Annotated in this window: 25 protein-coding genes and 1 pseudogene; 7 read left to right on the top strand and 19 right to left on the bottom strand. The window is 71.4% G+C overall.

What is annotated here, in order from left to right:
• Positions 1 to 84: 84 nt before the first annotated feature.
• The 5 genes and pseudogenes from IH26_RS64250 to IH26_RS0123885 form a co-directional block, all read right to left on the bottom strand.
• Entirely contained in the window at positions 85 to 756 is a 672-nt protein-coding gene (locus tag IH26_RS64250; protein WP_342668300.1) for a B12-binding domain-containing protein, read from the bottom strand.
• A 350-nt stretch (positions 757 to 1,106) separates the two neighbouring features.
• Positions 1,107 to 1,323, bottom strand: a pseudogene (locus IH26_RS64245) (MerR family transcriptional regulator); the annotation flags it as partial.
• A complete protein-coding gene (gene idi / locus IH26_RS0123895; RefSeq protein ID WP_030438464.1) occupies positions 1,313 to 1,921 on the bottom strand; it encodes an isopentenyl-diphosphate Delta-isomerase in 609 nt (202 codons plus the stop codon). The gene idi and the pseudogene IH26_RS64245, both read right to left, overlap by 11 nt.
• Before the next feature lie 52 nt (positions 1,922 to 1,973).
• Positions 1,974 to 3,425, bottom strand: coding sequence for a phytoene desaturase family protein (gene crtI, locus IH26_RS0123890; protein ID WP_030438463.1), 1,452 nt, complete (start codon positions 3,423 to 3,425; stop codon positions 1,974 to 1,976).
• Between the two features lie 8 nt (positions 3,426 to 3,433).
• Positions 3,434 to 4,432 carry a polyprenyl synthetase family protein gene (locus IH26_RS0123885; protein WP_245665434.1) on the bottom strand — a complete coding sequence of 333 codons (999 nt, stop codon included), beginning with the start codon at positions 4,430 to 4,432 and terminating at the stop codon, positions 3,434 to 3,436.
• A gap of 62 nt (positions 4,433 to 4,494) precedes the next feature.
• Between IH26_RS0123885 and IH26_RS0123880 the strand changes: the two genes are divergently transcribed.
• Together IH26_RS0123880 and IH26_RS0123875 are read left to right on the top strand one after the other, a co-directional pair.
• The gene (locus IH26_RS0123880) at positions 4,495 to 5,370 is read left to right on the top strand and encodes a phytoene/squalene synthase family protein (RefSeq protein WP_030438461.1); all 876 of its coding nucleotides are present in this window, start codon (positions 4,495 to 4,497) and stop codon (positions 5,368 to 5,370) included.
• Positions 5,367 to 6,689, top strand: coding sequence for a cryptochrome/photolyase family protein (locus IH26_RS0123875; protein WP_030438460.1), 1,323 nt, complete (start codon positions 5,367 to 5,369; stop codon positions 6,687 to 6,689). The genes IH26_RS0123880 and IH26_RS0123875 overlap by 4 nt, the downstream gene beginning before the upstream one ends.
• Before the next feature lie 7 nt (positions 6,690 to 6,696).
• Here IH26_RS0123875 and IH26_RS0123870 read toward each other — a convergent pair whose 3' ends face one another.
• Entirely contained in the window at positions 6,697 to 7,185 is a 489-nt protein-coding gene (locus IH26_RS0123870) for a hypothetical protein (RefSeq protein WP_157437351.1), read from the bottom strand.
• 369 nt (positions 7,186 to 7,554) lie between these two features.
• Here IH26_RS0123870 and IH26_RS0123865 point away from each other — a divergent pair, with 369 nt between their 5' ends.
• Positions 7,555 to 7,863: a hypothetical protein gene (locus IH26_RS0123865; protein ID WP_030438458.1), complete on the top strand. Its 309-nt coding sequence runs from the start codon at positions 7,555 to 7,557 to the stop codon at positions 7,861 to 7,863.
• 14 nt (positions 7,864 to 7,877) lie between these two features.
• Here the strand turns inward: IH26_RS0123865 and IH26_RS0123860 are convergent, their stop codons facing one another.
• Complete coding sequence (locus IH26_RS0123860) at positions 7,878 to 8,267, bottom strand: hypothetical protein (protein WP_030438457.1); 390 nt, start codon at positions 8,265 to 8,267, stop codon at positions 7,878 to 7,880.
• A gap of 62 nt (positions 8,268 to 8,329) precedes the next feature.
• A complete protein-coding gene (locus IH26_RS0123855) occupies positions 8,330 to 8,749 on the bottom strand; it encodes a PaaI family thioesterase (RefSeq protein WP_030438456.1) in 420 nt (139 codons plus the stop codon).
• A 123-nt stretch (positions 8,750 to 8,872) separates the two neighbouring features.
• Between IH26_RS0123855 and IH26_RS0123850 the strand changes: the two genes are divergently transcribed.
• Positions 8,873 to 9,121 (top strand): hypothetical protein, encoded by a 249-nt coding sequence (locus tag IH26_RS0123850; protein ID WP_030438455.1) that lies wholly within the window; start codon positions 8,873 to 8,875, stop codon positions 9,119 to 9,121.
• Between the two features lie 4 nt (positions 9,122 to 9,125).
• Here IH26_RS0123850 and IH26_RS0123845 read toward each other — a convergent pair whose 3' ends face one another.
• The 6 genes from IH26_RS0123845 to IH26_RS0123820 all read right to left on the bottom strand — a co-directional run bounded on the left by IH26_RS0123845 (position 9,126) and on the right by IH26_RS0123820 (position 13,795).
• Positions 9,126 to 10,385: a PrsW family intramembrane metalloprotease gene (locus IH26_RS0123845; protein ID WP_030438454.1), complete on the bottom strand. Its 1,260-nt coding sequence runs from the start codon at positions 10,383 to 10,385 to the stop codon at positions 9,126 to 9,128.
• Positions 10,382 to 10,948, bottom strand: a complete 567-nt coding sequence (locus IH26_RS0123840) for a hypothetical protein (protein ID WP_030438453.1) — start codon at positions 10,946 to 10,948, stop codon at positions 10,382 to 10,384. The genes IH26_RS0123845 and IH26_RS0123840 overlap by 4 nt, the downstream gene beginning before the upstream one ends.
• A 70-nt stretch (positions 10,949 to 11,018) precedes the next feature.
• Positions 11,019 to 11,588, bottom strand: coding sequence for an RNA 2'-phosphotransferase (locus IH26_RS0123835; protein ID WP_030438452.1), 570 nt, complete (start codon positions 11,586 to 11,588; stop codon positions 11,019 to 11,021).
• Positions 11,585 to 12,328, bottom strand: a complete 744-nt coding sequence (locus IH26_RS0123830; protein ID WP_051808446.1) for a class I SAM-dependent methyltransferase — start codon at positions 12,326 to 12,328, stop codon at positions 11,585 to 11,587. The genes IH26_RS0123835 and IH26_RS0123830 overlap by 4 nt, the downstream gene beginning before the upstream one ends.
• Before the next feature lie 136 nt (positions 12,329 to 12,464).
• Positions 12,465 to 12,674, bottom strand: coding sequence for a BldC family transcriptional regulator (locus IH26_RS0123825; RefSeq protein WP_030438450.1), 210 nt, complete (start codon positions 12,672 to 12,674; stop codon positions 12,465 to 12,467).
• Positions 12,675 to 12,955: 281 nt separating this feature from the next.
• A complete protein-coding gene (locus IH26_RS0123820; RefSeq protein ID WP_030438449.1) occupies positions 12,956 to 13,795 on the bottom strand; it encodes a DUF8083 family protein in 840 nt (279 codons plus the stop codon).
• A 151-nt stretch (positions 13,796 to 13,946) separates the two neighbouring features.
• Between IH26_RS0123820 and IH26_RS0123815 the strand changes: the two genes are divergently transcribed.
• Together IH26_RS0123815 and IH26_RS0123810 are read left to right on the top strand one after the other, a co-directional pair.
• On the top strand, positions 13,947 to 15,026 hold the full coding sequence (locus tag IH26_RS0123815) for a Glu/Leu/Phe/Val family dehydrogenase (protein ID WP_030438448.1): 1,080 nt from the start codon (positions 13,947 to 13,949) through the stop codon (positions 15,024 to 15,026).
• A gap of 227 nt (positions 15,027 to 15,253) precedes the next feature.
• Positions 15,254 to 15,466, top strand: coding sequence for a DUF3073 domain-containing protein (locus tag IH26_RS0123810; protein ID WP_030438447.1), 213 nt, complete (start codon positions 15,254 to 15,256; stop codon positions 15,464 to 15,466).
• 725 nt (positions 15,467 to 16,191) lie between these two features.
• Here IH26_RS0123810 and amcA read toward each other — a convergent pair.
• From amcA to IH26_RS0123785, 5 genes are all read right to left on the bottom strand, one after another.
• Complete coding sequence (gene amcA, locus IH26_RS0123805) at positions 16,192 to 16,416, bottom strand: multiple cyclophane-containing RiPP AmcA (protein WP_030438446.1); 225 nt, start codon at positions 16,414 to 16,416, stop codon at positions 16,192 to 16,194.
• Entirely contained in the window at positions 16,385 to 17,491 is a 1,107-nt protein-coding gene (amcB, locus tag IH26_RS0123800; RefSeq protein WP_030438445.1) for a cyclophane-forming radical SAM peptide maturase AmcB, read from the bottom strand. The genes amcA and amcB overlap by 32 nt, the downstream gene beginning before the upstream one ends.
• A 133-nt stretch (positions 17,492 to 17,624) precedes the next feature.
• Positions 17,625 to 18,767, bottom strand: a complete 1,143-nt coding sequence (purM, locus tag IH26_RS0123795) for a phosphoribosylformylglycinamidine cyclo-ligase (RefSeq protein WP_030438444.1) — start codon at positions 18,765 to 18,767, stop codon at positions 17,625 to 17,627.
• Between the two features lie 26 nt (positions 18,768 to 18,793).
• Positions 18,794 to 20,395 carry an amidophosphoribosyltransferase gene (gene purF, locus IH26_RS0123790; RefSeq protein WP_030438443.1) on the bottom strand — a complete coding sequence of 534 codons (1,602 nt, stop codon included), beginning with the start codon at positions 20,393 to 20,395 and terminating at the stop codon, positions 18,794 to 18,796.
• A gap of 80 nt (positions 20,396 to 20,475) precedes the next feature.
• The gene (locus tag IH26_RS0123785) at positions 20,476 to 20,820 is read right to left on the bottom strand and encodes a sterol carrier family protein (RefSeq protein WP_157437360.1); all 345 of its coding nucleotides are present in this window, start codon (positions 20,818 to 20,820) and stop codon (positions 20,476 to 20,478) included.
• Between the two features lie 190 nt (positions 20,821 to 21,010).
• Here IH26_RS0123785 and IH26_RS0123780 point away from each other — a divergent pair, with 190 nt between their 5' ends.
• A complete protein-coding gene (locus tag IH26_RS0123780; protein ID WP_157437350.1) occupies positions 21,011 to 22,885 on the top strand; it encodes a carboxypeptidase-like regulatory domain-containing protein in 1,875 nt (624 codons plus the stop codon).
• Positions 22,886 to 22,925: the final 40 nt, after the last annotated feature.

Here is a 22,925-nt window from a genome sequence, read left to right as displayed (position 1 = left end):
CCCCGCTTGAGGCTTGGAAAGCATACGTGATCGACCGCCCGGTCTCCAAACCGGTATTCCGATCGCTCCTGAGCTGCGCAAACGTCACACCACGGCGGCTTGGAGCAGCGCGACGGCCGATCCGAGCGTGGTGAGCTGGGCCACCCCGGCGGGCAGGGCGGCGGGCCAGCCGGGGCCGCCGGCCGCGAGCAGCAGGGGCCGGTGCGGGTGGTCGCCCAGCCGGGCGAGCTGGCGGACGTCGCCGGTGTCGGCCATCTGCGACCACAGCACCACCGCCGTGGGCCCGGTGCGGGTCACCGCGTCCTCCAGGGCACGGGGTGGCACCCGGGCGCCGAGCAGCCGGGAGGGCACACCGGCCTGGGCGAGCGCCGCGGCCAGCGCCTCCAGCGGCAGCGTGTGTTGTTCCTCGTCGGCCGCGGCCAGCAGCACTCGCGGGGTGGACGCCGGTCGCGGCACCGCCCCGAGCACCTCGCTGACGCATCGCGAGATCAGGTGCTCCACCTCGACGAATCGCTGGGTGGCCTGGTAGCGCTCGCCGATCCTGACCAGCACCGGTATGGCCACGTCGTCCCAGGCCGTGACCACCCCATGCTCGGCAACCTCGTTCTCGAGGATGGCTCGCATCACCGGCGCGTCCAGCCGCATCGCCGCCCGCGCGAGCCCTCGCGCCGCCGGGGTGACATGCCCGACCGGGATAGCCCGCCCGCCACCATCACGGCCCGGCCCGCCGGAGACGGCACGGTCAACCGCCGGCACGGAGACGGCACGGTCGCCCCCTGACTGAGAGACCGCACGGTCTCCCCCTGACTGAGAGACCGCACGGTCTCCCCCTGACCGAGAGACCGCACGGTCTCCCCCTGACTGAGAGACCGCACGGTCTCCCCCTGACCCCGCACGGTCACCCCCCGACCGAGAGACCGCACGGTCACCCCCCGACCGAGAGACCGCACGGTCACCCCCCGACCGAGAGACCGCACGGTCACCCCCCGACCGAGAGACCGCATGGTCACCCCCCGACCGAGAGACCGGGCGGTCGACCGGAGACGGAGAGACCGGGCTGTCAACCGGCGACGCGGAGACCGCGCGGACGGCACGATTCGCCGAGAGAACCCAGGCGGCCGCCTCAGCCGGCGCCACCCCCTGGGAGGTAAGCCGCAACATCACCTCGAGCCGGTTCAGGTCCTGCGCCGTGTACCGCCGGTGCTGCCCGGGGACGTGCCGGCTCGGCCCCAGCCCGTACCTCTGGTGCCAGGTGCGCAGCGTGGTGACCGCCACCCCGAGGCGGCGCGCCACCGCTCCGGCGCTCAGCGCGTCATCGCCCACCCGACCGCTCCGGAGCGTCGAACCGGCCCGCATCGGGCCGGGGCAGATGGGGCTTGGCCGAGTTCTCGATCAGTCGCGAGGTGACGCCGAACAGCCACGGCGCACAGCTGTCGGGATCGTCCGCCAGCCGGTCGAGCAGCTCGGCGAGCGACACCCAGCGGAGGTCGGCCACCTCGGCCGGATCGGGCCGCGGCACGGCGCCGGCCGGCAGGTCGCCGAGCAGGACGTGGTCGTACTCGTGCTCGACCCGCCCGGTGGCCGGGTCCTCGGCGCGATAGGTGTAGACCCCGGCCGGGGCGAGCCCGGCCCCGGCCACCCCGAGTTCCTCGGCGAGCCGGCGCCGGGCGGCCACGGCGATGTCCTCCCCTGGCAGCGGGTGCCCGCAGCAGGTGTTCGCCCAGCGCAGCGGGAAGCGCGTCTTGCTCGCCGCTCGCTGTTGCAGCAGCACTCGCCCGGTGGCCGGCTCGCGCAGGAACACCGAAAACGCCCGGTGCAGGCGCCCCGGCGCGGTGTGCGCCGCGCCGACCGTCGCCGCGCCGACCGAAACCCCGGCCGAGTCGACCAGGTCGACAAGATGAGCCTCACGCGCGGCCGTCATGAGCCGAGCCCGCCACCAGACAGGTCGACCACGTCGACGAGATGAGCAGTCGTCATGACACTCCTCCGGTGATTCGTGCGGCGGCGAGCTTTCCCGAGATCAGTACCATCGGCACGCCGACGCCGGGTTGCGTGCCCGATCCGGTGAAGACCACGTTCGGGTACGCCGGATGCAGGTTGGCCGGCCGGAACGGGCCGGTCTGCCGGAACGTGTGCGCGGCCGCGAACGGCGTGCCGGCCGCCATCCCCTGGTCCGCCCAGTCGGCCGGGGTGACGACCCGCAGCACCTCGATGCCGTCGCCGAAGCCGATGTAGCCGCGCCGTTCGAGGGTCCGGATCAGCGAGTCGGCGTATCGCGCGCCGAGCCCGCCCCGCCAGTTCATCGGGCCGGTCTCGAGGTTGGGTGCCGGGGCCAGCACGTAGTACGTCTTCGGGTTCGGGTTGGTCACCAGCAGGGATGGGTCGCTCATCAGCAGCCCGTCCCGGATCACCTCGTCGAAGGTGCGACGCCACGACGCCCCGAAATGGATGTTGTGGTGCGCGATTTTCCCGTACGCAAGCCTGGAACCCACATGCAGGACCACGCAGGAGGGCGAGTAGCGCAGCGAGCGCGACCCGGCCGAAGGCAAAAGATCGCGGTAGGCGATCGGGAGATCGGGGTTGAGCACGACGACGTCGGCCGGGATGCGCGAGCCGTCCGCGGTGATCACCCCGATGGCCCGGCCGCCGGAGATCTCGACCCGGGTGACGGTGGTGTCGTAGCGGAACTCGACGCCGTGTTTCTCGGCCGCGCCGGCCAGCGCCCGGGGAACCGCATGCATGCCGCCCTTGGGATGGAAGACGCCGGCCACCGAGTCGAGGTAGGCGATGACCGCGTAGATCGCGAGGGCGTCGTGCGGCGCGAGGCCGGCGTACATCGCCTGGAACGAGAAGATCCGCTGGGTGCGCGGGTCTCGGAAGAACTGCTTGATCTTGGTGTGCAGCCGGCGGAAGCCGCCCATCCCGAGCAGCTTGAGCAGGTTGAGGTTGACCAGGTCGAGCGGGGTGTCCAGGTTGCGGCCGATGAAGTGGTCGCGTTCGAGCAGCCAGAGCTTGCGGGCGAAGTCGACGAACCGCAGGTAGCCGTCGGCCTCGCGCGGCCCGCAGACCCGGGAGATCTCGGCGGCCATCCGCACGGTGTCGGTGCGTACGTCCATAGTGGAGCCGTCGGGGTAGTACGCCCGGTATGCCGGATCCAACGGTTGCAGGTCGAGCCAGTCGGACAGCCGCTCGCCGACGGCCGCGAGCGGCTCCTCGATCAGCGACGGCATGGTCAGCACGGTCGGCCCGGTGTCGAACTCGAACCCGGAGTCGACCAGCCGACCGGCCCGGCCGCCGGGGATCGGCTCCCGCTCGACGACGGTGACCTGCCGGCCGGCCGCCGCCAGGTGCAGCGCGCAGGCCAGGCCGCCCAGCCCGGCGCCCACCACGACGACCCGGTCGGTAGGTCCGGATACGTATCGCATGGCGGACATCATGCCGGGCGCTCGGTCGCGCGGACCGCCAGCTCGACCAGCGCCGCCCGGGCCTGGTCGGCGATCGGCGCGTCCGCCAGCACGGCGACCGCGGATGCGACACGTTCCCGGATCATGGCCTCGACCACCTCGGGGGCTCCGGTGGCCGCGATGGCCTCGGCGTCGGCGGCTCCGCGGGCGAGCAACCGCAGCACGGTCGGCTTGCCGCTGCGCAGGTCGTCCCCGGCCGGCTTGCCGGTGACCGCCGGGTCGCCGAACACCCCGAGCAGGTCGTCCCGCAGCTGGAACGCCTCGCCGACCAGGGCGCCGTACCGCTCGAACACGTCGTCGAGCGCGGCCTGGGAGGCCGGGCCGGCCAGCGCGAGCCCGAACTGCAGCGGCCGCTGCACGCTGTAGCTGGCGGTCTTGAGCCGGGCCACCAGCAGCGCCCGCTCGACCGACCACTGGCCGGGGTCGCGCTCGCCGAGAACGTCCAGGTACTGCCCGGCGACCGCCTCGACCCGCATCCGGTCGTACCGGGCGCGGACCGCGAACAGGGTGGCGGCCGGCATCGGCGTACGGGCGAGCAGTTGGTCGGCCCAGACCAGGCACAGGTCGCCGACCAGGATCGCCGCCGACTCGCCGAACCGGGCGCCGTGCTGCCGCGCGAAGATCCGATGGGCGGTGGGCCGGCCGCGGCGGGTAGCCGACTCGTCCATCACGTCGTCGTGCACCAGGGCGAACGTGTGCATCAGCTCGAGCGCGGCGAGCGCCGGCAGCACCGGCTCGACCGGATCGTCGCTGACCGCGCGCCAGCCCCAGTAGGCGAAGGTCGGCCGCAGCCGCTTCCCGCCGGCGAGCACCAGGTCGCGGGTGGTGCGGGCGAGGCCGCCGAGCGCCGGGTCGGTGCCGTCGAGCGCGACGATCTGCGCGCCGAGGAAGTCGGCCAGGGTGCCCTCGATCGCGTCGAGCAGCAGCGGCGTGCGGCGGCCAGTTCCCTCGAGCGTGTCATTGGCCACGAGACTTACCGTACCCTAGGTTTGAAGTTGCGTCGATTCGTGCGTCGATTCGGAGGAACACAGTGGAAGCGGACCTGGCGGCCGCGTACGAACGTTGCCGGCTCCTGCACAAGCACCATGGCCGCACGTATTACCTGGCGACCCGCCTGTTACCCGCCTGGAAGCGGCGCCATGTGCACGCGCTCTACGGTTTCACCCGCTACGCCGACGAGATCGTCGACCGCACCGAGGAGCTGCCGCCCGAGGAGCGGGCCGCGCGGCTGACCGAGTGGTCCGACCGGTTCGTGGCCGGGCTGCGCGGCGAGCCGGTGGACGATCCGCTGCTGCCCGCCGTGCTGCACACCATCGCGGTGTTCGACCTGGATGTGGACGATTTCGGGAGGTTCCTGCGCAGCATGGCGATGGATCTCACGGTCACGTCCTATCCCACCTACGACGACCTGCTCGACTACATGGACGGGTCGGCCGCCGTGATCGGCACCATGATGCTGCCGATCCTCGGCGCCTCCGATCGGTTCGCCGCGCGCGAGCCCGCCCGGCAGTTGGGCCTCGCGTTCCAGCTCACCAACTTCATCCGGGACGTCGCCGAGGACCTGCGGCTGGGCCGGGTCTACCTGCCGATCGAGGACCTAACCCGGTTCGGGCTCACCCTCGCCGATCTACGCCCGAACAATCCCAAGATCAAACCCTTGCTTGCGTACGAGGTGAGCCGGGCCCGCCGCCATTACGCGTTCGCCGCCCCCGGGATTCCCCTGCTCGAGCCCGCCTCGCAGGCCTGCATCCGTACCGCGTACCGGCTCTACGGCGGCATCCTCGACGAGGTGGAGGCGGCCGACTACGACGTCTTCGCCCGGCGCGCGACCGTGCCGGCCGGCCGCCGCGCCTCGGTCGCGATCCGCAGCCTGCTCACCCGCCCAGGCACCGCGGTGCTGCCGTGACCCGGACCGCCGTCGTTCTTCTCACCCGTGACCTGCGCGTGCACGACAACCCGGCGCTCGCCACCGCCTGCGCGAACGCCGACCGGGTCGTCCCGCTGTTCGTGCTCGACCCCAGGCTCGGCGACCTCTCGCCGAACCGGTCCCGCTTCCTGCACCAGTCGCTCGCCGACCTGCGGGCGTCGCTGCGCGAGCGCGACGGCGACCTCGTGCTGCGGGCGGGCGACCCGATCGAGGAGACGCTGAAGGTCGCCCGCGAGGTGGGCGCGACCATGCTGGGTCTGGCGGCGGACGTCAGCGCGTACGCCCGCAAGCGCGAAGCCCGCCTGCGCGCGGAATGCGACCAGGACCGGATCGCGCTGCGGCTGTTTCCCGGGGGGACGATCGTCGATCCCGGCGCGCTACGGCCGAGCGGCGGCGACGCCTATCGGGTGTTCACGCCCTACCACCGGGCCTGGACCGGCGCGAAATGGCGGGACGAGGTGGCCACGCCGCGACGGATCATGCTGCCGGAGATCGCGGTCGGGCACCTGCCGGAGATCCCGCACGGGGAGTCGCCGGAGGCCGCGCCCGGCGGCGAGACCGAGGGCCGGCGCCGGCTCACCGCATGGTTGCGCGGCATTGCGACGTACGGCGAGAAGCACGACGACCTTCCGGGCGACGGAACGAGCCGGCTCAGCCCGTACCTCCGCTTCGGTTGTCTCTCCCCGCTGGCGGTGGCGGACGCCGCCCTGACCCTCGAGGCCGACCCCTTCCTGCGGCAACTCTGCTGGCGCGACTTCTACTACCAGGTCGCGCTGGCCTTTCCGCGGCTCTCCACCGCGGCATACCGGCCGGGCGCGAACGACGAGTGGCGCGACGACCCGGAGGCGTTGCGGCACTGGCAGGACGGGCGCACCGGGGTGCCGATCGTGGATGCCGGGATGCGCCAGCTGCGCGCCGAGGGCTGGATGCACAACCGGGCCCGGCTGATCACCGCGGCGTTCCTCACCAAGCACCTGGGCGTCGACTGGCGGCACGGCGTGCGCTGGTTCTTCCGCTGGCTGCTCGACGGGGACGTGCCGAACAACTCCGGCAACTGGCAGTGGGTGGCCGGGACCGGCAACGACAGCCGGCCCTACCGCCGCTTCAACCCGATCCGGCAGGCCCACCGCTTCGACCCGGACGGCGCGTACGTGCGCCGCTACCTCCCGGAACTCGCGGGCATCGACGGCCCGGCGGTGCACGAGCCGTGGCGTCTCCCGGCCGACCTACGCCGCACGGTGGACTATCCCGCCCCGCTCGAGTCACACCGCGACGAGGCGGTGTGGCTGCGGCCGTGACCCCCGCTCAGCCCTGGTCGACCCAGCGGCCGTGGTCGTTCGCCTCCGTTGCCGTGCAGACCAGGTGGTCGCCGGTGACGCTGCTGGCCTCCGCGCCGGCCTGGGCGCAGTAGTCGCCCTCGACCTGGGTCTCCGTGCGGCCGGGCGCCGCCTTGCGGGCCGGCGGGACGATCGCTCGGGCGTCGGCCGACGCCGAGCCGGAGCGGACGGCCGCCGACGGGGAGCGGGTGTGGCCGTTCGCGGAGGGTGAGCCGGTGCGGCCGGTCGCCGGTGGGGTGGCGGTCACGCTGGGGCGGGTGGTGGCGATCGTCTTCGCGGCGGGCGCCGTCTTGGACGGGGACGGATCGGTCACGGCCGCGTTGTCGGTGGTGATGGGCGTCTGGTTCGTCCCGGACATGGCCAGCACGCCGAAGAACAGCGCGCCGCCGAGCAGCGCCACGAACAGCAGCGCTGGTGCCACGAACGAGCCTCGGCGAGACGCCTGCGGTGAGGTCACCGCTAAACCTTTACCCGACACGGTGACCCCGTCGATGGGCCCTTTGTCCATGCCACAACGGAAACCCGGCGGAAACCTGTGAGGCGAAGAGACATCCGGTGGCCGCTCACCCTCGCTCGACCGGTGACTTCCGGCTGGTAGGGGAAGACCGGCGGCCGAGCGTGACCCCCGCCGTACGCAATCCGCCCCTGATCCGCCGCCGATGTCGCTTTCCGGACTGTCGCCGACCATCCTGCCGTCCCCGCCGAGCGGAGCCAGCAAACTCAGCCCAACACTTGTAGGCCGCGCGGCGGTCAACGAGAGTGTTGTCCAGATCGACGAGCAACAACATCAAATGACGCTGACAGGCGCTTTTCGAGGAGGAGCGGGGTGCTGACATTCACGAACGCGGCGGAACAGGCGGCGTGGACCTTGGCGGAGGCGCTGAGCGAGAAGGCCTTCGCCGCCATGAAGCAGGCCGAGGAGGCCGCCGAGACGTTCCGGCTGGGCAAGATGGCGATGCGGCGGCAGTTCAAGGCGCGCGGCATGTCCGAGGTGGATGCCGACATCCGCTGGTCGGGCACGAGCCAGTCGCGCAAGGCGCTCTCCGACAACGAGTGGTACATGGCGCAGGCGGCGATGTACAACGAGGCCGCGGCCGCGCAGTACGCGAAGGCGCTCTACCTCAAGAAGAGCTGATCGGGAAAGAGGGCTCAGGCCGCTCGGTGGCGCAGCGTGGCCACCGTCGAGCCGGCCAGGGCGAGCAGGCAGTCCGGCAGCTGACCGTCGGCGATCGCGGCGCCGAACAGGGCCTCGCCGGTCGGGATGTCGCCATTCACGTACGCGCTGACGAACCGGGCGACCCAGCGCTTGTCGTAGCGCGCGTCGTCGATGCCCGGGAAATCCAGCGTCCAGGCGCCGCCGGACGGGATCTGGCCGACCATGGTGGCGGCGAGGCACCAGGCCACGTCGTAGGCCCCGACGACCCCGGATCGGTCGACGACCGCGTCGAACGTGTCGACCACAGCGTCACTGTCGCCGCTGAGCGCGCTCTGCAGAACCAGCGCCGCGTCGTCGAAAGCGTGCTGTGGTACCTCCGTCACGTCAAGAAAGGTACGTGGATCGGTCAAGGAACGCTCGCGGTCGGGAGAACAAGCACCGGATTTCACGCTCCGCGCAGAAGACAGGTGATCCGAGCGGTGCAGATCCGCTCGTCCAGGTCATCGGTGATGACCACCTCGTAGGTGACCATCGTCCGGCCCCGGTGCACCGGCGTCGCCACCCCAGTGACCAGGCCGGACCGGACGCCCTTGTGATGGGTGGCGTTGATGTCGACGCCCACCGCGAAGGGCCGGTCCACGCTCTGGCCGTGCAGCACCGCGCCGACCGAGCCGAGCGTCTCGGCGAGCACGCAGGAGGCGCCGCCGTGCAGCAGCCCGTACGGCTGGGTGTTGCCCTCGACCGGCATGGTGCCGACGACCCGCTCGGGGGAGGCCTCGAGAAGCTTGACGCCCATCCGCTCGCCTAGGGTGCCGCCGCCCCCGGCGTCGAGCAGTGCCTGAAGGCCGTCGGCCGCGATATCCATGAGGGGAAAGGTTACCGCTCGGTCAGGGGCTTTCCAGCGACTCTCATCACAGCCCCCACTCGCGCTGGTGGCCCGCTGGTCCTACTGTTCACACGACCAATTGAGCCCCTTGAGGGAGAACCTATGACCGAGCCCCAGGAGACCGTGGAGACGCGCGGCGACGACCGCGTCGACCTGATCGCCAACGACACGACCGGCGACGGCAAGCCGGACGTGTGGGTGTCCGACACCGACGGGGACGGCAAGCCGGACCTGTTCCAGTTCGACACCGACGGCGACGGCAAGGTCGACATCACCATGGTCGACCTCGACCAGGACGGCAACCCCGACAAGATCGTCGACGGGGACGGCGGCCTTCCGCCCCAGGTCTAGGGCCTTAGGCACCGCCTAGCGCGGAGAGGGCCACCCAGAGGACGGCGATCGCCACCACGGTGGTGACGATCGTGGAGGCCGTGTGCCGCCACGATCGCGGGCCGGCGATCGCCTCCGGGTGGCCCAGCTCGCGCAGCACCTTGCGCTGTTCCCGTACGTCGTCGTAGTTCGGCGCCCCGGCCTGGCTCAGCTCGACCGCCACCCGGGCGTGGGCGCCCTGCAACCGGCGCACCGCCCGCCGCCCGGCCCGGCCGGCCCGCTCGCCGGCGAATCGGCGGGCCGCGGCCCGCTTCGCACCGGAGCGCAGCGCCTCCAGCTCGCCCTCCGTGATGAGCTCCGGATCGCGCAGCGTGCTCAGCCGCTCGACGTAGTAGTCGGCCTCCCGGTCGTGCGCCCGCCGCACCAGCACCAGGACCAGCGCCAGCGGCGGCAGCCCCTTGAGCAACAGCACCCCGAGCAGCGCCAGCGTGCCGTTGCCGGGGCCGTCGCCGAGCAGCGGCGAGTTCCACAGCACGTGCGAAGCCCAGGCCGCGAGGAACGCCAGCAGGGCCGCGCCGAGCCGATGCGCCGGCCGCCGGTCGCGCCGCACCACCAGGTAGCCGATGCCGGCCCCGACCAGGGCGCCGAACAGCGTGTGGCTCCACACCCCGGAGAGGAACCCGCGGAGCAGGAACGTGGCGATCACCGGCTGGATCTGGTCACCCTGGCCGGCCAGCGCCACCGCGCCGACCGCGAAGACGATGTCCTCGACGATCTGGAAGCCCAGGCCGACCATCGCGCCGTAGACGACGCCGTCCAGCACGCTGTTCACCTGCGCCCGGGCGACCAGCACGATGGCCACCACGCCGAGCGTCTTCGCGGTCTCCTCGACCGAGGGCGCGGCCAGCGCGGCGCCCCAGTCGGCGGCCAGGTGCGGCGAGCCGAGCTTGGCGACCAGGTCCTCCAGCGCCGTGCTGGCCGGGATCGACACGCTGGTCGCCACCAGCCCGCCCCAGGCGAAGGCCAGCACCAGCAGCTCGATCGGCTCCCGCTCGAGGAAGTCCAGCTCGGCGACGACCAGCCAGAACGGCACCGCGAGCAGGCCGAACAGCACCACCGCGGCGGCGGTCGCGAGCGGGTACGTCCCGGCCAGCCGCCCGGCGAGCTGGGCCATCCGGACCGCCCCGGCCAACAGCAGCGCGGCCACCACCCAGAACGCCGGGACGCGGGCGAGCGCGGAGAGCCGGGCCCCGTCCGGCGCGGGGCGGACCGCGGCCGGCGTCACCGATCGCGCCCGTCGGTCTGCAGGGTGCGGGTGCTCGCCTCGATCTGCGGCAGGGTGCGGGCCAGGTCGAGATCGGCGCCGCTGATGGTGACCTCGACGCTGTCCCGGTCGGCGACGAAGACCACGTACCGGCCGCTGCGGCCGGGCGCGGTGTAGCCGCCCTGCAGACCCGCCAGCCCGCCGGCCGTGGTGATCCCGAGCTGGGGGCCGGTGACCTGGTATCCGGAGGTGGCGGTGATCCGCTGCCGGAGGCGCTCGCCGGCCGCGCGCAGGTCGCCGTCGAACGGGCGGACGGCGATCTGGTACTGCACCGAGCCGAGCCGGAAGAGCACGGTGCCGGCCGACCCGCCGGGGCGGGTCACCGTGACGTCGAGGGTGGCGCCGACGGGCGGGACGACCGTGACGCCGGCGCCGATCAGGTAGGGCTCATCGGCGCTCACCGGGCGGGTATCCGGCAGGGCCCGGTCGATCGCGGGGAGCCCGAAGGCCAGTCCGGCGAGGGTGGCGACGACACCGACCGCACCGAGGAGACTCATCCGCTCACGCCGGGTGATCCTCGCCATGGCACCACGCTATCCGTGCCGCCGGGTGTCCTGGGCCGTTCGGCCACAGTGGAGGGCAGATCAGCCAGCCCTATTCCGGATTTGTCGGTTTTATCGAGAGGTACGCGGGCGGTACCGCGAGGGTGAGCCAGACGCCGTTCTCGCTGCGGTGGAAGACGTGCCCGTCGGCCGCCATGGCCGCCGCGTCCACCTCGAACACCACCACGTCGGCCGAGCGCCGCCGGCCGACCACCAGCGCGGTGGGCACATCTCGGGAGAGGTGTACGTGATGCCGGCTCCGCGGGCGCAGGCCGTCCCGCCGGATCGCCTCGAGGTTCTCTCGCGGGGTCCCGTGGAAGAGCATCGCGGGCGGCTCGGCCGGCGGCAGGCCGAGGTCGACCTCTACCCGGCGGGAATGCCCCTGGCTGGCCCGGATCCACTCCACGCCGTCGTCGCGCCGGGCGATCGCGAAGCGGGACTTGTCGTTGTTCTCGACGATCACGTCGAGCTCGGCGCGGGTGATGCCCAGCGCGCCGATCAGGTCGGCGACCGGCACCCAGCCGTTCGCGTCGAGGGTTAGGCCCGCGGACTCCGGCCGGTGCCGCAGGACCATCGAGATCCGCCGGCTCACCTTGACCTGGTTGCGGGTCAGTTCGGTCATCTCATGAACTCCATGACCGCAAGGTAGTAAGGCTTGTCCGCCAGGTCGACCGATTTCAGCTCCCACCCGGTGCCGGCCAGCAGCTGCTCCAGCTCCGCCGGCGAGCAGTTGAGGTAGTCGAACCAGTCGGTGGCCAGCCGCCGGTACCGCAGCCGCAGTCGCAACTGTCCGCCGATCCGTCCGCGCTCCCGGTTGCGCCGGTGGTAGTCGGCGTGCACCGGGTCGGTGGTGCCGTACGGGTCGGTGCCCTGCGCGACGATCCGGGCGCCCGGCCGGGCCATGCGAGCGAGCGCCGCCAGGAAGACGGGGGCGCGCTCGGCGCTCTCGAGGAGCCCGAGGTTGTTGCCGAGCAGCAGAAAGGTGTCGTAGCGGGTGGCGGCTTTCGCGGCGTACGCGTCAATGGTTGTCACCACCGTGTCGCGCAAGCCGCGCCGCCGAGCAATCTCGATCGCGCCCGGCGAGGTGTCCAGGCCGGTGACCGCCATGCCGCGCCGCTGGAGCTCGACCGCGGTCCGGCCGGCGCCGGTGCCGATGTCGAGCACCTGGCCGCGGCAGAGGCGCAAGGCCCGATGGTCGTGCGGCTGCCATTCCGCCGGCTCGTCCAGGTAGTGATCGGCCGGCGCACCGTTGATCAGGCCGTCGTCCCGCTCGATCACCTCGATCACCGGACGCGGCACCCGGCCGCCGGCGAGCGGTCGCGGCCCGATGCCGGTCCGCACCGCGTACGCATCCCTGATCATTTCGCCGAAGACGTCGCCGATCGGAGGCTGATCCACTGTTCGAGGCCGATCCACTGGTTGAAGACGCGAAGAAGGGGCGGTCGCCTTCCCCAGCGCTCGCCCCTTGCAACGATGCTACGTCTCGACTGAAGTCCGTTCAGTCGCCCTGACGCTGCGCGGGAATCTGCCCCTGCAGCAGGGCACGAACCTCCGACTCCCGGTAACGGCGGTGGCCGCCCAGCGTGCGGATTGCACTGAGCTTGCCGGCCTTCGCCCACCGGGTGACGGTCTTCGGGTCGACGCGGAACATCGACGCCACCTCGGCCGGCGTTAGTAGCGGCTCAGGATCGTGCGTACGCGATGCCATCGGTCACTCCTCCACAGGTACCTATAGACAACGGCCGGGGTCCCGCCGGCCGGTGCGTCTCTCATGGTCCGGCTAGTCCCCGATGTCCGACATGGGCCGAACGGACGAACGTCCCCAGATAGACGGATGAAGCATGCCCGATTTTTCCGCGTTTTCTACGCCAGATAGTGCCGCGTTTAGTCCGATTATCACGCTTCGCCGAGCCGTGATTACGAAGAGTATTCGCCTCGGGAGCGTTCCCACGGGGGCCGTATTGTCGGGACAAGTCCCGTTTTGGCAGGTCAGTTGCAGCGCTCCAGGAGCTGCACCTTGCGCCATCGATCGACGAGCTTCTCGTACGCCTCGGAAGCGGCATCCGCGTCGCCCCGGGACAGGGCGGAAAGCCCGGCTGCCACCAGTCCGGGTGAATCGTCCTCGGCCAGGTCGTCGTCCGGCAGGAGGTTGACGAGGCCGCCGTAATCCAGCTCCACGATCGACCGGGGATGGAACTCCTCCAGCCAGCGGGTGCCCTCCTCGACCGCCTCGGTGATCGGGGCGTCGCCCAGCGACTTGCGCAGCACCGAGACGCCGCGGTGGGCCCGGCGGCGAGCCTTGGAGATCTCCGTGCGGTAGCGCAGCGTGCGCCGGCCCGGGGCCAGCTCGATCTCCCGCTCGTCAAGGTCGATAAAGACGAACCACCGCAGCGGTACGCCCCACGTCGCGATCTGCTCGTGCACCCGGGGGACGCCGTGCTCGAGCACCTTGGCCCCGCTGCGCCAGTCCTCCACGATCGCCCGGGCCTGGCCGGCCAGCACCGGCGGCACGAACGCGTCGGCCAGCACGCTGGGCACGCCGTCCCGGGCGTTCAGCGCCGCCTCGGCGACCCGCAAGCGCAGGTTCCAGGGGCAGACCAGCAGGGTGTCGCCCCACTCCAGCACGTACGCCTCGTCGGGCAGGTCGGGCAGGCGCGTCCAGCCCGCGCCGAGCGCCTCGAGGACGGCGGAGCGCTGCTTGACCGGGCCATCGACCGGGCCCAGGGCACGCCCCTCACGGGCATACCGGCGCCAGAAAACCTGACGCTCCCGGTCGAAGGCGGTCAGCGGTTCGTAAACCCGAAGGTACGACGCGAACAGTGACGGCACGGCGCGATCCTTTCACGAATTCCGCCGCAACGAACTTCCCGCGCGGGCGTAATCACGGGGAGGTCGGTCCGACTACGCTCGCAATTGTCCGGCACCACCCCAGCCGGGGCATCGGCCTCACAAGGGCCACGACCAGATCAGGAGAGCAGCGATGGGCGTGTTCGACACCGACGGCATCGACGCCAGCGGGCACGAACAGGTCGTCTTCTGCCAGGACCGGCAGAGCGGCCTGAAGGCGATCATCGGAATCTATTCCACGGCCCTCGGGCCGGCGCTCGGCGGCACCCGCTTCTACCCCTACGCCAGCGAGGCGGACGCCCTCGCCGACGTGCTCAAGCTGTCCCGCGGCATGGCGTACAAGAATGCCCTCGCCGGGCTCGACCTCGGCGGCGGCAAGGCGGTCATCTGGGGCGACCCGGGCCCGGGCAAGTCCGAGGCGCTGCTGCGCACGTACGGCCGGTTCGTCGAGTCGCTGCACGGCCGCTACTACACCGCCTGCGACGTCGGCACCTACGTGCCGGACATGGACGTCATCGCCCGCGAGACCCGCTACGTGACCGGCCGCAGCGTCGAGCACGGCGGGGCCGGCGACTCCTCGATCCTGACCGCCTGGGGCGTCTTCCAGGGCATGCGGGCCGCGGCCGAGCACACCTGGGGCGCGCCGACGCTGCGCGGTCGTACGGTCGGCATCGCCGGCCTCGGCAAGGTCGGCAAGTACCTGGCCGGTCACCTGATCGACGACGGCGCCACGGTGGTCGCGACGGACGTCAGCGAGGCCGCGCTGGCCTGGGCCCGCGCCACCTACCCGCAGATTTCGCTGGTCGCCGGCGTCCAGGAGCTGATCACGGCCGACATCGACGTGTACGCCCCGTGCGCCCTCGGTGGCGCGCTGGACGATGACACCGTCCAGGCCCTCGCCGCAAAGATCGTCGCCGGTGCCGCCAACAACCAGCTGGCCCACCCCGGCATCGAGAAGTCCCTGGCCGAGCGGGGCATCCTCTACGCGCCCGACTACGTGGTGAACGCCGGCGGCGTGATCCAGGTGGCCGACGAGATCGAGGGCTTCAACTTCGAGCGGGCCAAGCTGCGGGCCACCGGCATCTTCGAGACCACCAAACGGATCCTCGCGCTCGCCGCCGAGGAGGACGTCTCGCCCGCCGTCGCGGCCGACCGCCTGGCCGAGCAGAGGATGGCCGAGGTCGGCCGTTTGCGCACGATCTACCTCGGCTGAGAGGCAGGAAGCTCAGCCTTTTAGTCCCGTTTAGGGTGGCGGGCGGGGTGGTTGGACCGGACGCTGCGCGTTCCGCGGTGTAAAACCCGCGACGCGCGGCAGTGTCACACGCAACCCGAGGTGCCGAAGGCGGCATCGTCCATGTACCGTAAGACCCACGAGAGATGCCTGACGTCATCGGGGCCCGCCTTCGGGCTGCCCCGAATTCTGTGCGAGGGGGTCGAGCCATGGGGCGCGGCCGTGCTAAGGCCAAGCAGACGAAGGTGGCCCGGGAGCTGAAGTACCACTCCCCGAACACCGACCTCACCGCCTTGCAGCGCGAACTGGCGGGTGCCAGTAAGTCCGACCGTCATTTCGACGACGACAACGATGAGTTCGTCGACGACGACGAGGACGACGCGGATGACGACCAGGACTCCTGGTCGCCGACAAGGCGCTGACTGACCCGTATTGCACAGAGCACGCGGCTGACCGCGTGCTCCCGTGTGTCGCGGTCAACTTCCCACGGTTCAAACAACACTGAAGCCCACGCGGGTTAGCCGCCCGCGTGGGCTTCGGGCCGAACTCGGCAGTGCTGCCCCCGAACCGCCATCCCCCCAGCGCGCTTCACCGCGCCCACCACCCGAAGCGCCCCCAGCCCAAGCCGCCACCCCCACCGCCCGCCCGCGCCGCTGCTGCCCGCGCCTGCCCGCGCCGCCGCCTGCCCGCCTGCCCGCGCCGCCGCCTGCCCGCCTGCCCGCCTGCCCGCGCCGCCGCCTGCCCGCCTGCCCGCCTGCCCGCGCCGCCGCCTGCCCGCCTGCCCGCGCCGCCGCCTGCCCCGCCAGCGCCCAGTCCGGCGGTGACCCCCACCCAGTCCAGCAGCCCGCCCGTGCCCATCTCCTTACGGGGACTCCCACCCCGTCCAGCCACCGCGATCGCCCCGCTGATGAGGAGGCAGTCGATTTTCGGCTCCGCGGGGTGTGCGGTGCCGAAAATCGACTGCCTCACACGCGCCCACCCGGCAACGGCCACCCACACGCGCCCACCCGGCAACGGCCACCCACACGCGCCCACCCGGCAACGGCCACCCACACGCGCCCACCCGGCAACGGCCACCCACTCGCGCCCATCTCCTTACGGGGACTCCCGCCCCGTCCAGCCACCGCGATGCGAAGCGGAGCCAGCATTACCGCGGCCGGTTGTTCCAGTTGTAGAACGTGGGGATGTTCTCGAAGTGGTTCCAGGCGCACACCGCCGACCCGTCCTCGGACGTGCTCTCGGCGCGCTTCTCCCGGGCTGCCTCCGCCTCCTCGATGAGGGCAGCCAGCCCCGCCCGGGTGTCTCGCACCCGGGCCGTAACCGGATCGACACCCACGTTCTCAGGCTGCCGTGGGCTGGTGATCTCGGGCATGGTCCAGCACTCCCTCCAGTAGGCGAATCTTGCTGTTGCGGCAGTGGTCGGTCTCGGTCGTGTCGAACCGGCCATGCTCGAAGTAGCGGTTGGCCGCGTGGGCGCCCCCGCAGAATCCGAAATATGGGCAACTCGCCCGGCACGCCTCGACCCCGCGCAGGAACTCGGCGATCCAGGGTGTCCTGGACGCCGCACCGGCGAGGATCTCCGGCAGCGGCGTGGTGAGCACGTTGCCGCTGGTGAAGTCGCCGTAGCGGGGATCGTGGAAGCCGGCCAGTTCGGGCGAGAGCAGCACCACCGACCCGTCGTATGCGATCGTCGGGATCGGGTCGAGCCGGCGCGGCAGCAACTCGTCGGCCGTGCCGTCGAGCACCGCGGCCGCGTAGCGCAGCGACCACTCCACCTCGCGCAGGTGGATCCGCGGGTCTTGCCGCCAGGCGCCGACCAGCTCGGCCCAGAACGCGGTCACGTCGGCGGCGTCGTGCCGGTTGGCCCGGGTGTTCACGCCTTCCCGCTCCTCGACGTTGATCCCGAGCACCTCGCAGCCGAGGTCGAGAAAATACCCGTACAACTCCGACGCCACACCCGGCCGCGGGTCGCCGACCACGCACAGCGCCGAGAACGGTATTTGATGGCGGCGAAGCGTATCGATACCACGAACAATGCGGTCGTACGCCGGTTTGCCGCCCCGGTCGATCCGCTCGCCATTGCGCGCCGAAGGCCCGTCCACGCTGACGCTCACCCGCACGCCGCGCTCGATGAAGAACTCGCACCAGGCATCGTCGATCAGCGTCGCATTGGTCTGCACGTGGTGCTCGACCGCCGGGTCGAACGGGGCGAGCAGCGTGGCCAGATGGTCACGCCCGGTAGCCAACGGCTCGCCGCCGTGCCACACCACCGAGAACCGCCCGGCCCGGGCGAACGGCTCGATCGACTCAGCCACCGCAAAAGCCACCTCGACCGGCATCCGGTTGTCCGCCGCCCGGAACGGAAGGTAACAGTAAGAACAATCGAGATTGCAGAGCGTGGTCGGCTGCATCACGACATAGTTCGGGACGGCCGCGATTCCGCGCATCCCGCTCCATTTTTCGGTCATGTGCACCCCCGTCGTGCGTCCGCCTAGAGGCTAGGCCGCCCGATCCAGCCCGTACATGAAAGATCCGCATGTGTCACAGATAGACACACGCGGATTGTTTCACCGAATCGGGTCAGCCGCGGGTGTACTGACCCATCATCTGCACCTCGCCGGTGCCGTCGATGACCTCGCCGACCTGCCACGCCTCGACGCCGCGGCCCGTCAGGTACGCCATCGCACGGTCGGCGTCGTCGGAGGAGACGATCGCGAACATGCCCACGCCCATGTTGAACGTGGCTTCCATCTCGGTGTCCTCGATCCGGCCCTTGGCCTGGATGAGGTCGAAGATCGGCTGGGGGCGCCAGGTCGAGCGGTCGACCACCGCGTCCACGTGCTCGGGGAGGATGCGCACCAGGTTGCCCGGGATGCCGCCACCGGTGACGTGCGAGAACGCGCGTACCTCGGTCTCCTCGATCAGGCCGAGGCAGTCCTTCGCGTAGATCTTGGTGGGGGTGAGCAGTTCCTCGCCGAGGGTGCGCTGCGTGCCGAAGTCGTCGACCACCGAGTCGAGCCGCATCCGGCCGGCGCCCAGCAGCACGTGCCGGACCAGCGAATACCCGTTCGAGTGCAGGCCGGACGAGCGCATCGCGATCACCGCGTCGCCCACCTCTACCCGCTCCCGGCCGAGGATCTCGCTCTCCTCGACCACGCCGACACCGGTCGCGGAGACGTCGTACTCGTCCGGGCGCAGCACGCCGGGGTGCTCGGCCGTCTCGCCGCCGAGCAGCGCGCAGCCCGCATACCGGCAGCCGTCGGCGATGCCCGCGCCGATCTCGGCGACCTTGTCCGGCACGACCTCGCCGCAGGCGATGTAGTCGAGCAGGAACAGCGGCTCGGCGCCGCACGCCACCAGGTCGTCGACGACCATGGCGACCAGGTCGATGCCGATCGTGTCGTGGATGTCGAGCTGCTGGGCGATCACCAGCTTGGTGCCGACGCCGTCGGTCGACGAGGCCAGGATCGGGCTCTTGTACTTCTGGGTGTTCAGACGGAACAGGCCGGAGAAGCCGCCCAGGTCGCCGATCACCTCGGGCCGGGTGGTCTTCTTGACCTTCGACTTGAGCAGCTCCACGGCGCGGTCGCCGGCCTCGATCGAGACGCCGGCCTCCGCGTACGTGACCGACCGCTTGCGAGCACCACGACCGGAGCCGGCCGTCCACGGCCGGCGGTCGCCGTCGGCACCGCTGGCACTGTTGCGCTCGGACACGTGGGTCACGGTATTCCCCTTAGAAGTCACAAACATCACGGGTGCTGCAGGGCGTTGCTGCCGCCCGGACTGCTGACCAGGCGATCCGCCGCCCGGTCGTCGTACTCCGCCTCGAGCTCGGCCACCGCGGCGGTGGCCGACTCCTCGGACGCGGACGGCATCGACGCCCGCTTGCCGACGCCCTCGAGCAGGTGCTTGCCGATCAGGTTGCCGGCCGGCAGCTCGATCGGGTACTGCCCGTCGAAGCACGCCATGCAGAGGCGTGATTTCGGCTGCTCGGTCGCCTGCACCAGGCCGTCCAGGGAAACATAACCCAGGGAGTCGGCGCCGATCGAGCGCCGGATCCCGTCGATCTCCAACCCGTTCGCGATCAGCTCGGCGCGGGTGGCGAAGTCGATGCCGTAGAAGCAGGGCCACTGCACCGGCGGCGACGAGATGCGCACGTGCACCTCGAGGGCGCCGGCCTCGCGCAGCATCCGCACCAGGGCGCGCTGCGTGTTGCCGCGGACGATCGAATCGTCGACCACGACCAGGCGCTTGCCGCGAACCACCTCGCGCAGCGGGTTCAGCTTCAGCCGGATGCCGAGCTGACGGATGGTCTGCGAGGGCTGGATGAAGGTCCGCCCGACGTACGCGTTCTTGGTGAGCCCGGCGCTGTACGGGATGCCGGAGGCCTCCGCATACCCGATCGCGGCCGGCGTGCCCGACTCGGGGACCGGGATGACCAGGTCGGCCTCGACCGGGTGCTCCTTGGCCAGGCGGCGGCCGATCTCGACGCGGGCCGAATACATGTTCCGGCCGGCGATCGTGGTGTCCGGGCGGGCCAGGTACACGTACTCGAAAAGGCAGCCCTTCGGCTCGGGCGCGGCGAACCGGGTGGATCGCAGGCCGTGCTCGTCGACCGCCAGCATCTCGCCGGGCTCGACCTCGCGCACGAAGCTGGCGCCGACGATGTCGAGGGCCGCCGTCTCGCTGGCGATCACCCAGCCGCGTTCCATCCGGCCGAGCACCAGCGGGCGTACGCCCTGGGCGTCGCGCGCCGCGTACAACGTGTTCTCGTCCATGAAGACGAAGCTGAACGCGCCCCGCAGCCGCGGCAGCACCTCGAGCGCCGCGGCCTCGACCGACAGGTCGGGGCGGCTGGCCAGCAGGGTGGTCACCAGCGCCGTGTCGCTGGTCGCGCTGATCTCGGAAGACCCGGTTGCGTCGAGGCCACGCTCGGCGACCTCGCGGGCGAGCTCGGCCGTGTTGACCAAGTTGCCGTTGTGCGCCAGGGCGATCGTCGTGCCGGCCGTGGTGGCGCGGATGGTGGGCTGCGCGTTCTCCCAGTTCGAGCCGCCGGTCGTGGAATACCGGGTGTGCCCGATCGCCAGGTGGCCGCGCAGGCTCGCCAGCGTCGGCTCGTCGAAGACCTGGGAGACGAGGCCGAGGTCCTTGTAGACCACCACGCCCGACCCGTCGCTCACGGCGATGCCCGCCGCTTCCTGGCCGCGGTGCTGAAGTGCGAAGAGCCCGAAGTACGTGAGTTTGGCTACCTCTTCCTCGGGCGCCCAGACACCGAAGACGCCGCAGGCATCCTGGGGGCCGCGCTCCTGGGGGTCGAGATCGTCGGTCAACCGGCCGTCGCCTCGGGGCACCTGTCGCTCCCTGTGTGATCTGAACTGCTGGTCCGCTCCGAGCGCCCAGTGTACGCGAGCCGGAGGGGTGCGGCTCGGGCTCAGTCGTCGGCGGTCTCCGCGCCGAGCGGCAAGAACTCCGTCAGATCGGTCCGGATGCCGCTCGCCCGGAGACGTCCGTCACGCAGCGCATCCGCCCAGCTCACACGCTCCGTGGCGACCAACACCCAGGTGATCGGGTCCGTTTCGACCACATTGGGGGGTGTGCCGCGGGTGTGCCGGGGACCGGCGACACACTGAATCGCACCGAAAGGTGGAACTCGCACCTCCACCGAACGGCCAGGCGCTCGGCGCGACAACTCGGCCAGCAGTGCTCGCACAGCGTCACGCAGGACCGTACGCTCGGGTTCCGCACCGCGGTCCAGCGCGTCCAACGCGTGTTTCACGGACTCGGATTTATTGTGCGCAGGGGACACGTCGGGACGATACGACCCGCTCCGCCGAGATTGGTACGCGCCCCTGGGTCGCGCAATGGGCGTACGACAAGGCATAGTGGCCGACGGTGTTTTTAGTCGCGGGATGTAACCGGCACCCAAAGACAGTCCGGGAAGACCGTGCGACCGGAAGGCGGTGTACGTGACAACGCACCTACGAGCCCGCTGGGCCCAGGCCGGTGCGTTACTGGCGGTTGTCGTCGGCGGCATCGCCGTCGCACCCGCGGTGGCGCTGGCCGACCCACCCAAGGTGGAAATAACCAGCCTGTCCACCGACGTGCTGTCGGGCAGCTCCGTGAGCATGAGTTTCCGGGTGCGCGACAGCAACAACGGCGGTGGCGCCGGCGGGGCGGAGCCGGCCACCATCCAGGTCTCCGGCATGACGTGCCAGGGCACCTGCAGCCAGATCGCCCAGGTCGACCAGAACGGCAAAGACTTCCAGGTCACGCTGAAGGCCCCGACGGTCAACGCCGGTGACACCCAGACCGTCACGGTCACCGTCTCCGCGACGATCAACGGCGAGTCCAACAGCAAGAGCCAGCCGGTCAACGTGAAGGGTCCGGACAAGCCGCAGACCGTCACGTCGATCTCCGGCAAGGTCCGGGACCAGAACAACAAGACCATCCCGGGCGCGAACGTCGCGATGAAGGACAGCGCCGGCCACTCGTACGAGACGACCACGAACGGCTCCGGCGCGTACTCCTTCAACTCCACGGACGCGCAGCCGATCACACCCGGCACCATCTCGGTGGGCGCCCTCAAGGACGGCTTCAGCCCTGCCACCGTGTCGGTCCAGGCCTCGGCCGGCAAGAGCGTCTCCGTGCCGCTGATCTTGAAGGCGGTCGCGGCCACGGCGTCGGCCAGCCCGTCGGCGTCGGCCTCGGCCACCGCCAGCACGGATGCGACCGACCAGGCGGCCGCCGATGTTCCGTCCACGGGCGACACCGCTCCGGCCAACACGAACACCAAGCCGACCGCGTCCGACTCGAGCGGAGGCTCCGGCTCGACGCTGTTCCTCGTGCTCGGCGGCCTGCTCGTGGCGGGTGGCGTCGGCGCGATCGTGCTGGTCCTGATGCGGCGCAAGAACAACGGCGGCGGCGGGCCGGAGGACGACCCGACCGCGATGGGTGGCGGTGGCGGCGGCGTGCCGCCGAGCCAGGGCCGGTTCAACGACGCGACCCGGGTGGCCTCGCCGATGGGCATGGGCCCGGGCCCGGCGCAGACGATGATGGCGCCGCGGGCGGCCTCCTCGCCGATGGCCGACGCGCCGACCATGCTGCAGCGGCCGGTCGAGGACGAGTTCCCCGACCCGTACGGCGCGCCGGTCCCTCGGCAGGGCGGCAACCAGTACGGCGGTGGCGGCTACGACCAGCAGCAGCCCGCGTACGGCGGCGCCGCGCCCGGCGGCACCCAGCAGTACGGCGGCGGCGCCCAGTACGGCCAGCCCACCCAGTATGGCCAGGCACAGGACGACGGCTACGGCGGCGGCACCTACGGCGCGGCGGCGGCTCCGGCCGGCGGCGGCCAGTACGGCGGCGGCGCCCAGCAGCGGTACGACGAGCCCACCGGCATGTACCAGCCCGAGGCCGACCAGGGCGGCTACGACAGCTACGACCAGCACGGCGGTCAATACGGCGGCGGCCAGTACGGCGGCGGCGGGTACGACCAGGGCGGCTACGCCGATCAGGGCGGCTACGACCAGGGCGGCCAGTACGGCGGCGGCCAGGGCGGCGGCGGCCAGGGCGGCGGCCAATACGGCGGCGGGCAATACGGCGGCGGGCAGTACGACGGTGGCCAAGGTGGCCAATACGGCGGCGGCCAGGGCGGCCAGTATGGCGGCGGCTACGACCAGGGCGGTCAGTACGGCGGCGGCCAATACGGCGGCGGCGCGTACGACCAGGGTGGCTACGACCAGGCCGGGTACGACCAGGGCGGCTACAACGAGCAGCCGAACCGGCGCGCCCAGGCTCAGCCGTCGCACCCCGGCCAGCGCCGTTCGTCCGACTGGGACGGCTAGAAACCGGTACCAACAATTCGGCCCCGCGTCCTTCAGACGC

This window comes from Actinoplanes subtropicus, assembly GCF_000721705.1.
In the GTDB taxonomy this organism is placed as follows: domain Bacteria; phylum Actinomycetota; class Actinomycetes; order Mycobacteriales; family Micromonosporaceae; genus Actinoplanes; species Actinoplanes subtropicus.
Note: the sequence above shows the minus strand (reverse complement) of the source record. Positions and strands in the feature narration are given on the sequence as shown.